The organism is Magnetococcales bacterium, assembly GCA_015231925.1.
GTDB lineage: Bacteria > Pseudomonadota > Magnetococcia > Magnetococcales > JADGAQ01 > JADGAQ01.
Window position 1 is genome coordinate 51,587 of sequence record JADGAQ010000003.1, and the last position, 11,273, is coordinate 62,859.

11 protein-coding genes are annotated in these 11,273 nt (G+C 61.7%); 9 read left to right on the forward strand and 2 right to left on the reverse strand.

The window, feature by feature from the left end; all coding sequences use genetic code 11:
- Positions 1–4 precede the first annotated feature (4 nt).
- Both HQL56_00865 and HQL56_00870 read left to right on the forward strand, forming a co-directional pair.
- Positions 5–481, forward strand: a complete 477-nt coding sequence (locus HQL56_00865; GenBank protein ID MBF0308065.1) for a hypothetical protein — start codon at positions 5–7, stop codon at positions 479–481.
- Complete coding sequence (locus HQL56_00870) at positions 474–1,265, forward strand: hypothetical protein (protein MBF0308066.1); 792 nt, start codon at positions 474–476, stop codon at positions 1,263–1,265. The genes HQL56_00865 and HQL56_00870 overlap by 8 nt, the downstream gene beginning before the upstream one ends.
- Positions 1,266–1,298: 33 nt before the next feature.
- On the opposite strand, the gene HQL56_00875 is transcribed toward HQL56_00870, so the two are convergent.
- Entirely contained in the window at positions 1,299–1,721 is a 423-nt protein-coding gene (locus HQL56_00875) for a PIN domain-containing protein (protein ID MBF0308067.1), read from the reverse strand.
- Positions 1,699–1,941: a hypothetical protein gene (locus tag HQL56_00880; GenBank protein MBF0308068.1), complete on the reverse strand. Its 243-nt coding sequence runs from the start codon at positions 1,939–1,941 to the stop codon at positions 1,699–1,701. Before HQL56_00880 ends, HQL56_00875 begins: the two co-directional genes overlap by 23 nt.
- A 139-nt stretch (positions 1,942–2,080) precedes the next feature.
- Between HQL56_00880 and HQL56_00885 the strand changes: the two genes are divergently transcribed.
- From HQL56_00885 to HQL56_00915, 7 genes are all read left to right on the forward strand, one after another.
- Positions 2,081–3,880, forward strand: coding sequence for a hypothetical protein (locus HQL56_00885; GenBank protein ID MBF0308069.1), 1,800 nt, complete (start codon positions 2,081–2,083; stop codon positions 3,878–3,880).
- Positions 3,877–5,589: a tetratricopeptide repeat protein gene (locus HQL56_00890; protein ID MBF0308070.1), complete on the forward strand. Its 1,713-nt coding sequence runs from the start codon at positions 3,877–3,879 to the stop codon at positions 5,587–5,589. Before HQL56_00885 ends, HQL56_00890 begins: the two co-directional genes overlap by 4 nt.
- Before the next feature lie 99 nt (positions 5,590–5,688).
- Positions 5,689–6,468 (forward strand): DUF3380 domain-containing protein, encoded by a 780-nt coding sequence (locus HQL56_00895; protein MBF0308071.1) that lies wholly within the window; start codon positions 5,689–5,691, stop codon positions 6,466–6,468.
- Positions 6,469–6,474: 6 nt separating this feature from the next.
- Entirely contained in the window at positions 6,475–6,771 is a 297-nt protein-coding gene (locus HQL56_00900) for a hypothetical protein (protein MBF0308072.1), read from the forward strand.
- Between the two features lie 164 nt (positions 6,772–6,935).
- Positions 6,936–7,445 (forward strand): hypothetical protein, encoded by a 510-nt coding sequence (locus tag HQL56_00905; protein MBF0308073.1) that lies wholly within the window; start codon positions 6,936–6,938, stop codon positions 7,443–7,445.
- Between the two features lie 101 nt (positions 7,446–7,546).
- Positions 7,547–9,883, forward strand: coding sequence for an AAA family ATPase (locus HQL56_00910; GenBank protein MBF0308074.1), 2,337 nt, complete (start codon positions 7,547–7,549; stop codon positions 9,881–9,883).
- A 14-nt stretch (positions 9,884–9,897) separates the two neighbouring features.
- On the forward strand, positions 9,898–11,181 hold the full coding sequence (locus tag HQL56_00915; protein ID MBF0308075.1) for a putative DNA binding domain-containing protein: 1,284 nt from the start codon (positions 9,898–9,900) through the stop codon (positions 11,179–11,181).
- Positions 11,182–11,273 lie beyond the last annotated feature (92 nt).

Below are 11,273 nucleotides of genomic sequence, written 5' to 3' on the forward strand. Positions count from 1 at the left end.
CTTCATGAATACGGCGCGCCTTGCGGGATTGTGGGGGGAAGCGGTCGAGGAGACGGGTCGGGAGCTGTTGGGCGGGGTCTTGGAAGTGGTTCCCCTGGAAGGGACGCCGGTGGCGGACTGGTGCGCGGTGGCGGGCTTTTCCGGGGCGTTTCAGGGGCACTGCCGTCTGGCGGGATCGGTGCGCAGCGGACGACGGCTGGCCATGTATCTCTCCAAACGCCAGCCGGTGGAGGTGGCCCGGCCCTATCCGGAGATCCTGATGGCGCTGATGCAGCATCTGGCGGGGGACTTCTGCCGGGTGTCGCAACCGGTGCTGGGCAAGGTGGAGTGGACCGGAACCACGGTGATCCGGGGCAACGATCAGCGGGTGACGGTGGCCCCCGGCTATGACGCCGGGCGGCTGGGGTTGAAGTGGGAAGGGTACGACTGGATGTTGGAATGGTGTTTCCACGCCGAAAAAGGGGGATCGCCCGGTGCATGAGACCTTTGCGGAACTGCTGAAGACCGCGCTGTTGGAGGCGGGGGAACAACTGCTCACTTCGGGGACGCTGGAGCCTTCCCGTTGCGAATGGCGTCCTTCGGGACACACCGCCGAATGGGTGGCCCTGGTGGGTTTCACCGGGTCGTTGCGGGCCACCTTGCGTTTTTCGGGCAGCGTGTCCGCCGCGGAGACCCTGGCGATGAACTTTCCGGTCACGGTGGGGGAGGACCGGCTGGAATCCCTGGAGCCCATGGGCGCGGTGGAGCTGCTGGCGGAGACCATGGGCCGGCTGCTGTGTCACGCCTTTTCGGAGAAGTTCGGCACGGTGCATGTGGTGCCGGTGACGGTGGTGACGGGCCATCTGCGTCCGGGCACGCCGGCTTCGGAACTGGCCTATCTGACGCAACGCTGCCGGGTGGAGGATGCGGAGCTTTTCATCGAGCTGGGCTTCGCGGAGAACCTGTCGCTGGAGGAGGAGGGGGTTCCCGGCGAAGCGGCCCGACGGGTGCGGCAGGATCTGCACCTGGCCCGACTGGTTCAGGAGGAGGTCAACCGGCTGATTCCGCAGTATCTGGCGGAGATGGTGCCCCGGATGCTGCCGGACCACCTGCGCCGCCTTCGCGCCCTGCCGCGCGACCCGGAGGAGAAGGCCCTGCGTTTGGCTTTCGCCCCGGCGATTCAGCGCCTGGCCCGCGAAAGCGCCCGCGAAATGGTGCATCGCCACTTGCCCCGCGTCGCCGAGGCCATCCTCAAGGAGGAGATTCAGAAGCTGCGGAGTCATTGATCGTCTGCCGGGACAGGCTGATTCGCGGGGCGTTCAGGATTCTCGGAAGGGGTTGAGAAGGGTGATGCCCTCGACCTCGCGGCCATGGCTCAGATCTTCGGAATAGAGTTCCCGGCAACCGGAGGCACGCGCGGCGGCGATGATGGCGCTGTCCCAATAGGAAAAACCGTGACGCGCCTTGATCTCCAGGGCGCCTTGCAGGACCGCGACGCTGTTTTCCTGAATATGAAAACGCAACCAGGTGCGGATCAAACCTGAAGCGATCTCATGGGAGAGCGCATCGATTCGTGTGGAACGGGTGGCCTGGACGTAAAACTCCTGCAACACCTGCACCGAGAGGACACTGTCGTCCCGATCCAGCATCTCGATAGCAATCCGGCGCTTCCTGCTTTCATTCTCCATGCGACTGATGGAATAAAGCAGAATATTCGTGTCAAGAAAGCGCATGACGATCATGCGCCTCCTCGCGGCTCAAACGGTCCGAGGCGGAAAAGGCGGTAATCTGTTCCCGAAGTGCCCGTTCTTCCTGTTTCAGCCGCTCGAATTCGCCTTCGCCGCTGGCCAGTTGCAGCAGAAACCGTTTGACCAGAGCCGACACGGAGGTATCCAACGCTGCCGCTTTCAGGCGAGCCTGCCGATAGACCTCATCGTCGAGTGAAACGGTGATGTTTTTCATAATCCCACGGTAAGCGGAGAGGTTGCTGAAAGTCAAGCAGACTCGGCTCAAACCGAATCCCTCTTTGCCCAACGCCCGCTCCCCTTGCTACAATAGCCTCTTTTAACAACGATTCCGAGGTGGATACGGGTAAGTCGCGATGACCTTCTTGAAAACCCGCTGGCCCGAACTGAGTCTGGTGGCCCTGATCTGGCTGTTGTATGGCCGTACCGTCGGTTACGGCTTCATCAACTTCGACGACACCAACCACATCGTGGATTCCTGGCGATTGCAGCAGGGGCTCTCCCTCGATTCGCTGTGGTGGGCCCTCACCAACCGCGATCACGCTCTCTGGTCCCCCACCACCTGGATCTCCTTCATTCTGGAGGTGGAGTTCCTCGGGGGGCATCCCCAGGTTTCCCACGCCATCAACATCCTGCTGCACAGCGTCAATGCCCTGCTATGTCTGGGGGTGGCGCAGCGACTGACCGGATCCCGTCCGCTGGCCTGGCTGGTGGCGACGGCCTTCGCCGTGCATCCCATGCACGTCGAGGCGGTGGTCTGGGTCATCGAGCGCAAGGAGATGCTGGCCGGGCTCTTCGGTTTTCTGGCCCTGCGCGCCTGGCTGATCGAGCTGGACCGGGCCGGGGAGGGCAACCCCCTCAACTGGCAACCCGCCTTCGGCTGGCTCTTCCTCTCCCTGGCCTCCAAACCCATGTGGATCACCCTGCCGTTCCTGCTGCTGCTGCTCGACTTCTGGCCCCTGCAACGTCTGCAACGTCCGCTGTGGATGGCCCGCTTGCGGGAAAAAGCGCCGCTCTTCCTGTTGAGCGGGATCTTTCTGGTCGTGGGGGTCTGGGCTGCGGAACGCAGCTATGCCGTCATCCCCCTGCGCTACAACCTCGCCAATGCCGCCATCGCCTACTGGGTGCAGTTGCGCCGCACCCTGCTGCCGGTCGATCTCTCCATCTTCTATCCCCATCCCGAATCCCAGGTCTCCTTGCTGCTGGCCTTCGTCGCCGCTCTGGCCCTGCTGGGGCTGACCGTGCTGCTCTGGCGCGGAGCCAGCGCCCGCCCCTGGTTGCTGGTGGGCTGGCTCTGGTTCGCCGGGGCGCTCTTTCCCGTCAGCGGGGTGGTCCAGGTCAGCTTCAAGGCCATGGCCGACCGCTTCACCTATCTGCCCCACGTCGGCCTCTTCCTCGGCCTCGCCGTGGCGGGATACCGCTTCCGGGAGCCGCTGCGCCGCGTGTTGCTGGTCCTTTCCCTGATCCTGCTGGCCTTCTGGAGCGTGATGACCTGGCATCAGGCGGGTTACTGGCGCAACTCCGTCACCCTCTGGTCCCAGGCGGTGGAAAACACCTCACCCCACTTCTATTCCCACCACATGCTGGGTCTGGGGCACCTCTTCGCCGGGAGTTATCCCCAGGCCCTGCAGGAGTTCCAGAACGGTTACGCCCTGCTGAACCACATGATCCTGCCCTTTGTGAACGCCCGCATCGGTCAGGCCTATTTCATGATGGGGGACTACCGTAACGCCCTCTATTCCTACAATACCGCCAACGGCGCCCATCCCGACAACCCGGTGATCCTGCTGAGTTTTGTCGTGGAGGCCATGGGCCTGCAGCGCTTCGAGGAGGCGCGCAAGGGGTTGGAGGAGATCCTGCGCCGCCTGGGTCGGGATCCGCCCATTTCGTTGCGGGAGCAGCAGCGTCTGGCGGCGGAGACCTCGTTTCAGCTGGGGGTGCTGGCCTTGCGGCAGGGCAGGCTGACGGAGGTGGATGCGGCCATCCGGCGGGCCTGGAAGACCTTGCCGGAGAAGCGACCGGGATGGTGCCAATTCCTGCGGGCCATCTCCCAGGCCCCGCTGCCCGAGGGGGGCCCGGGCGTGCTGGAACCGCTGTTGAAGGAGTGCGAACAGGTGGTCGCCGGGGCCGATACCGCCCCGAACGCCACGCGATGAACCCTCGCCGGGCGCTTGGGGTTGCCGCGCTTGTCCTGCTGCCGCTGCTGCTCTACGGTCGCAGTTGGGGCTACGGCTACATCAACTTCGACGATACCCTCCATCTGCAACACGCCGCGCCCCTGCACCAGGGGTTGAGCCCGGAAAGCCTCGTCTGGGCCCTGACCAACCGGGAACACGCCATCTGGACCCCCGTGACCTGGCTCTCCTTCCTCCTGGAGTGGTCTGTTTCCGGGGGGGATCCCGGCGTTTCCCACGCCATCAACCTGGTGCTGCATCTGGCCAACAGCCTGCTGGTTTTCGGCGTGATGCAGCGGTTGCTCCCCGGTTTTTGGGCTGCGGCCTGGGTGGCGATGGCCTTTGCGGTGCATCCGCTGCACGTCGAGGCGGTGGTCTGGGTCATCGAACGCAAGGAGATGCTGGCGGCGCTGTTCGGCCTGCTGGCTCTGCGCTCCTGGTTGATCGCCGTGGAACGGGCCGGGGCGATGCCGCCGCGTCAAGGCCTGCCGTCTCTCTGGCTGGCCCTCTCCCTGGCGGCCAAACCCATGTGGATCACCCTGCCGTTCATTCTGATCCTGCTCGACTTCTGGCCGTTGCAGCGCCTCGACCGCCGTAGCGTGATCAGCCGCGTGTGGGAGAAGCGGGCCCTCTTCTCCCTGTCGCTCCTCTCCCTGGTGGTGGGCGGTTGGGCTGCCCAGGGCAGCTACTCCTCGATTCCGACGCTCTACAATCTGGCCAACGCGGCCCAATCCTACTGGATCTATCTGGGCAAGAGCCTCTTTCCCCCGCAACTCGCCATCTTCTATCCCCACGGGGAGGAGGGGGTTTCGCTGGCGCTTGGAGTCATGGCGGCCCTGGCGCTGTTGCTGCTGATGCTGGCTTTGTGGCGTCAGGCGCGGCAGTGGCCCGGCGCCTTGACGGGCTTCTACTGGTTCGTCGGGGCCCTGTTGCCGGTGAGCGGGGTGGTGCAGGTCAGCTTCAAGGCCATGGCCGATCGCTTCACCTACATGCCTCACCTCGGGCTTTTCCTGGCGATGGCCTTTGTCGGCGGGCGCAGTCGGCTCGCCGCGTTTGCCGGGGTGTTGCTGCTGCCCGTCTGGGCCGGGATCACCTGGCAGCAGGTGGGGGTGTGGCACAGTGCGGAAAGCCTGTGGCGTCAGGCGGCGGCGGTTTCCCCGCACCACTTCTATCCCCGGTTGATGGTGGGGGACGCCCTGATCGACGCCGGTCGATTCGAGGAGGCCGAAGGGGAGATCCGGGAGGCGTGGCGTTTGCTGGATCATCGGGTCCATCCCCTGGTGATGGTCAAACTGGCGGAGGTGGCGCTGCTTCGGGGGGATGTGGAGAGTGCCGCCAAGCGTTACAACACCGGTTTCGGGCTGCCCGTCGACAGCCCGGAAGGTCTGTTTCGTCTGGGGCGGCGTCTGCTGCGCAACGGCCATGCCCCCCAGGCCGAAAAAGCCTTTCGGGAGGTGCTGGCGCGTCTGGAACGACAGGGTTTCCCCCCCGGTGTCGAAGGATTGCGCGGCGAGACGCTGTTTCATCTGGCCCGCATCCAGCTTCGGCGGGGAGAGATCCGGGCGGCGGAGGAGGCGTTGCAGCAGGCCCGACGGCTTGTTCCCGATAAAGGCCGGGATTGGTGTAACGAAGTGAACCGGGAGGGGGGGAACACCCAAAATACTTCCCAGATTCCCTGTAATCCGCAATAAAACGGGACGAAGTACTTTTCGGCAGGATCCTTTTTGGATAAGCTGCATTCCGACAACAAAGCGTTGCAATAAACCTTTTGAAGAGTAAGGATGCGGAACATGGGGAACTTGCCATTTGCCGGTGAAGCCGTGGCGCTTTCACCGGAGGGTTTGTCGACAGCGTGCCACACGTTGGGGGTGGAGGCGGCGGTATTGTGGGCCGTGCTGCAGGTGGAGACCTCCGGGGTGGGTTTTCTGCCGGACCGGCGACCGGGGATCTTGTTCGAGCGGCATATATTCTCCCGCCGCACCGGGGGGCGTTTCGACGCCGGCCATCCGGGGGTGAGCCAACCGCAGGCCGGGGGTTACGGTCCCGAGGGGGCGGCCCAGTATGACCGGCTGGCGGAGGCGCTAGCCTTGGATCGCCGTGCGGCATTGGAGAGCGCCTCCTGGGGATTGGGGCAGGTGATGGGCTTCAACGCGGGAGTGGCGGGATACGCCGGGGTGGAAGAGCTGGTTGCGGCCATGATGCAGGGCGAGGATGCCCATGTGGCGGCCATGACGGCTTTCATTCGGAAGAACGGGTTGGCTCGGGCTCTGGCCGGACGGGATTGGGCGTCGTTCGCCAGGGGCTACAACGGTGTGGATTATGCGCGCAACGCCTACGACCGGAAGCTGGCCGAGGCTTACGGAAAGCTGACGCGCAACGGGCTGCCCGATCTGACGGTGCGGGCGGTACAGCTCTATCTGACCTACCTGGATTACGATCCGAAGGGTGTGGATGGTTTCGTGGGGCGCAACACCCGTTCGGCGGTGGCGGCGTTTCTGGCCGATGCCGGGTTGCCGGGGGATACGGCGATGGCGGGGGTTCTGAAGTCGTTGTGCGACCGGTTGGGGTAAAGTCAATTGCCAATCGCGGCGCGACAGGCCATCATGGGGACCGAGGTGTGGGCTTTTGAACCGGAAGGGGTGGTGGCGATGAAGACGGGACGATGGATGGTGCTGGCGGGGGTGTTTCTGGGAGGGTGTTCCGCCCTGGGCACGACGCTGAACAACACGACGGAGATGTTGTGTCGTCGGGAGTATCGCACCCACCCGGAGGTGGTGGAGTGTATCGATCAGGCCAACCGGGCCAAGGCCGCCAAGGAGCGCCAGGTCAAAAAACAGGAGGAGGAGATGAAGGCCGCCGGGAAGCAGCCCTGAGAATCTTTCCAACTCTTTATGAACAGAGGGGGTTGTAAAGCGCCCTCTGTTCAATAGATATATTTTTATTTTCTTTTCAATATTTTATCTTTTAAGTATCAAAAAAAGGAAATGTTCTATCCTTTGACTTTTCATTTATCATTCATAGGGATTGTCCCAACCCATTGCAGCGCCGTTTTGCAATTGGCTCGACAAACAGAGTTTGGAAGTCTGAGGGGAAGCGTCTCCTCGGTATTGGAACGGAACGAGGGTGGGGAATGAGCGCATACCGGGGTATGAGGTGGTTCAAATGCGATCTCCATGTTCATACCCCGGAGGATGGCAGTTGGAGGGATGCCGAGACCAGACTGGGAGACCCGCGAAGAATCAAGAAGGAAGGTACTTTCGACGAGACGGATGTTCAGGAAAAGGCCCGGAAATTCCTGATCCGTTGCCACGAGACTGGCCTTCATCTCATTGGAGTGACCGATCATAATTTTTCAGCACGGGATGCGCACCGTGACTGGTTTTTGTCCCATCTTATCGAACAGAACGAACCAGTGGCCGAATCCGTTGGCAGGGATCCACTCACCATCTTTCCGGGGTTTGAGGTGGATATCGGGTATCATCTGGTCTGTCTGTTTCCGCCGGTAAAGAAGTCGGAGGATTTGAAGAAACTCGACGAGATCCTGTGACGACATTGGGCTTGCCAAAGACGGCGCGATTTGGCGAGGGGAGAAGTTCCAAACCCCTTTTCCGGGATGGGGGGAAGGTATCCCTGAAAACGGTCTTGTCCATGGTGCAGCATACACACGGTGGTGTGGTCATTGCGGCCCATGCCGATCAAAAACCGGATGGGCTGTTCGTTTCGTCCAGTCATAAAGAGGAGTTCTCTGCAAATCCCGACTTGATGTGTGTCGAGGTGACCACTTGGCCCATTGCGGAAAATGCGGGATTGCGGGCCAAATTATCCGGGAATAATTCCTGGAGGCCCGATCCTCCCTTTGCCGCCGTCATGACCTCCTCCGATGCCAAGTCCCTGGCCACCGGTGAGGACGGCAAACCCGCAGCCAACTGTCTGGGCTATCGTCATACCTGGATCAAGATGTCACAGCCCTCCATCGAAGCCTTGCGTCAGGCCTTTCTGGATGCCGAATCCCGCATTCGGCCCATGGAGCCGGACGATCCCGCCAGCCGTGAAAAACATGCCCGCCTCGAATGGGTCGAGATCAACGGAGCGGCTTTTCTGGGAGATCAGCGGATCGACTTTTCGCCCCATCTCAACTGTCTCATCGGCGGTCGTGGCAGCGGCAAGTCGGCCATTTTGGAGAGCATGCGACTGGCCTTGGGCAAAGAGCGGGATTCCTCCCTGGATGAGGAGAGCCGGAAGAAGGTTGCACGCATCAAGACGCTTCTCGACGTGGGGGAACAAACCGAGGTGCGGGTTGGCTGGCGCAGCCCTGACGGGGTCCGGGAGAGCGTTATCCTCTCAAAGAACGGGATCCGGGTGGAACCCGATTCGGACATCTGGGACATGGAAACCCATCTGGGCGATATCGCCATCCAGTTTTTCAGCCAGCAGCAGTTGAACCGAATGACCGAAGAGGGGGGGCTCTTTCTCCTTCCTCTTCTGAACGGTTTCGTCGGAGAGGCGTTGCAGGAGCAGGGGAAGTTGCAGGAGGCGGTTCGTGTCGAAATCCGGCAGTTGTTCGCCCGGAAAGAGCAGTTGGACAAGACCGACATGGAGTTGCGGCAACTGACCCAGGAGTTGGCGGACCTGGAGAGGCAGTGGCAGGCCGTGGCGGCCTTGCAGGAGGAGGCGCAGCGGCATCAGGGCTTGCAGGAGGAACGGAACTATATCAACCAACTCAAAGCCTCCGTGGAAAACGACAAATCCCGTTTGCTGAATCTGGCTGCGGACATCTTCGACAGCCACTCTCCCTTGGGCTCGACCTGTGAAGCTTGGCCCCACGGAAGCTGGTTTTTGCAACGCGATCAGGAGATTCTCAAGAGAAGGGAAACGTTGCGGACAGCCATCGTCGAACTGGGGCAGCACTATCGACAGGATGTTGAAAAATTCTTCACCGCCCAAACCGACTGGCCTGAGATCAGGAAAACGATCTGGGAGGCGGAGGAGGTCTATGCCAGGGTTTGCGCCGACAAGGGGATTGCGCGGGAGGAGGTGAGCCGTTTCCAGGAGATCAGCCGGAAACGGCAGGAAAAGGGGCTGGCCTTGCAGCAGAAACAGGCGGAGCGGGAACGCCTTCGTCAGGAGGTGGAGCGGCTGCCCCAGGCTTTTGAGAGGTTGCACGCCGTCTGGCGCGAGGCTTACGCCATTCGAGTCCGGGTTGCGGAGGAGATTTCCGCTGGTTCCGCTCGGGACGGGAGACGTTTGATTCAGCTTTCGGTGGCTTTCGGAGCGGACCAAACGGGTTTCCAAAAGAGCTGGAACAGCCTCTGTACGGATCGACGTTCTCGTCTGGGCAGGAATTGGGAGGAGCTGGGAGACGTCGTTTTTGAGGAATATCGGCAACGGGAGGGAACTCCATCGGTTTGGGGGCTGGTTCAGGGGTGGTTGGAGAACGAGTTGACCCTGCCGGAGGCCATCAAGAAGCATCTCCGGGGGATTTCTCTTCATTTCGAAGAGGTGAGGAATCAGCTTCTCATTAAGGAATCCTCCAAATGGCGGGAGGTTCGGGTGAGCCGGGTGGCGGATCGGGTGGATCTGGAGTTGCTCGGCGAGGGTGGGCGGATCGGCAGAATCTCGGACGGCACCCTTTCGGACGGGCAGCGCAACACGGCGGTCTTGGCCATGATACTGGCCAAGGGCAACCATCCCCTGGTCATCGACCAGCCGGAAGACGAACTCGATGCCAAATTCATCTACGGGGAACTGGTCCCCCTGATGCGTCATCTGAAATCGAAACGTCAGATCATCCTCTCCACCCACAATGCCAATCTCCCGGTCAACGGGGATGCCGAACTGGTATGCGCCCTGGAGGCCAAGGCGGGAAAGGCGGTGAAGCGCGCCGAGGGCGGTCTGGATCGGGAGGAGGTGACCCGTGCGGTGCTGGACATTCTGGAAGGTTCGGAGCAGGCCTTCCGGAAGCGCAAGGAGAAGTACCATTTCTGAGGTGGTGAGCGGCCATGAGGTATGAAAAGACGGAAGAGCTGCTGCTGGAAATCGCGGCGGGGGAGGATACCTACCTGGAGTTCAAGGAGGTGGTCTTCGTCGGCGACGCGCCGCGCTTTTCCAACGAGGAGGGCAAGGCCCAGCAGGTCATTGCCGAGGTTTTCGTCAGCCTGGCCAATACCGACGGGGGGGTGGTCCTCTTCGGGGTCAACAAGAACCGGCAGGTGGTTGGAATCGATGAAAACAAGCGGGACAAACTGGCCCAGTGGGTGGTCAATTGCGCTCTGGACGGTTGCCTGCCGAAAGGGCTGCTGGAGCCCCGCCTCAATTGGCGCTACCTGAATGAAGCGGGACGGGAGCGATTGATTCTGCAAGTGGATATTCCCCGGTCGCGGGATACCATTTTCCAGACGGTCCAGGGACGATATCTGAAGCGGGTGGGGGAGCAACGGGAAATCATCCCTACGGAACAGTTGGGGCGACTGCTGACCTCGCGTGGACTGGCCCTGCCTTTCGAAGAGCGGCCCTGTTTTGGCGCCTCACTGGAGGATTTCGACCGGGATCTCTTCGATGACTACCACCGGCGCCGTTTCGGGCACTCCTTCGGGGAGCGGGGTCGTCCTTTGGAGTATCTTCTGGAAAACCTCAAACTGGCCAAATCCAGTGAAGAGGATGGCTGGCGGTTGACCAATCTGGGGGTTCTGCTCTTCACCAAACGTCCCCAGGGCTGGTTGCCGGGGGCGTATGTGGAACTGGCGCTGTACGACCACGACATCGCCGACGGCAATACGGTGGATGTAAAGCGGTTCGAAGGCCCGGTGGACCGGCAGATTGCCGCAGCGTTGGAGTATCTGTTCCGCAGTCCCTATCTGGCGATTCGCTCCGAGAAGAACGAGTGGGGTCGTCTCGACAAGCCGCGCTACAGCGGCACGGCGCTTCAGGAGGCGGTGGTCAACGCCGTGGTGCATCGGGATTACGAGGTGAGGGGCTCCCAGGTGATCGTCAACGTATTTCCGGACCGGCTGGAGATCGGCAATCCCGGTGGTTTGCCCAATTCGCTCATTCCGGAGGATTTGTATGAAGGCTGCCAGCCGATCCGACGCAATCAGCTTCTGGCGGGCACTCTGCGGGATTACGTCAATCCGCTCACCGGTCGCAATCTGATGGAGGCGCAGGGGGTGGGTTTTCTCTCACTGGTGAGGGAGAGCCTTGAAATATCGCATGCAAGGCCCTCCCTCGAAGTGGTCAACCAGGGGCAGGGGGTCAAACTGACCATCCATGGGGGTGATGGATTCTGAGCCCGTCTTGTTCCGTTTCTATTTCATCTTTGCATTGTTGCAGGGGTCTGGGGACCATCATGGTCCCCAGCAGGGGTTTGGGGACGGAGTCC

Bases quoted from the DNA above. Each gene is read 5' to 3' on its own strand.
- HQL56_00865 (MBF0308065.1), top strand. From the start codon at position 5: ATGAATACGGCGCGCCTTGCGGGATTGTGGGGGGAAGCGGTCGAGGAG.
- HQL56_00875 (MBF0308067.1), bottom strand. From the start codon at position 1,721: ATGATCGTCATGCGCTTTCTTGACACGAATATTCTGCTTTATTCCATC.
- HQL56_00880 (MBF0308068.1), bottom strand. From the start codon at position 1,941: ATGAAAAACATCACCGTTTCACTCGACGATGAGGTCTATCGGCAGGCT.
- HQL56_00885 (MBF0308069.1), top strand. From the start codon at position 2,081: ATGACCTTCTTGAAAACCCGCTGGCCCGAACTGAGTCTGGTGGCCCTG.
- HQL56_00890 (MBF0308070.1), top strand. From the start codon at position 3,877: ATGAACCCTCGCCGGGCGCTTGGGGTTGCCGCGCTTGTCCTGCTGCCG.
- HQL56_00895 (MBF0308071.1), top strand. From the start codon at position 5,689: ATGGGGAACTTGCCATTTGCCGGTGAAGCCGTGGCGCTTTCACCGGAG.
- HQL56_00910 (MBF0308074.1), top strand. From the start codon at position 7,547: ATGGTGCAGCATACACACGGTGGTGTGGTCATTGCGGCCCATGCCGAT.
- HQL56_00915 (MBF0308075.1), top strand. From the start codon at position 9,898: ATGAGGTATGAAAAGACGGAAGAGCTGCTGCTGGAAATCGCGGCGGGG.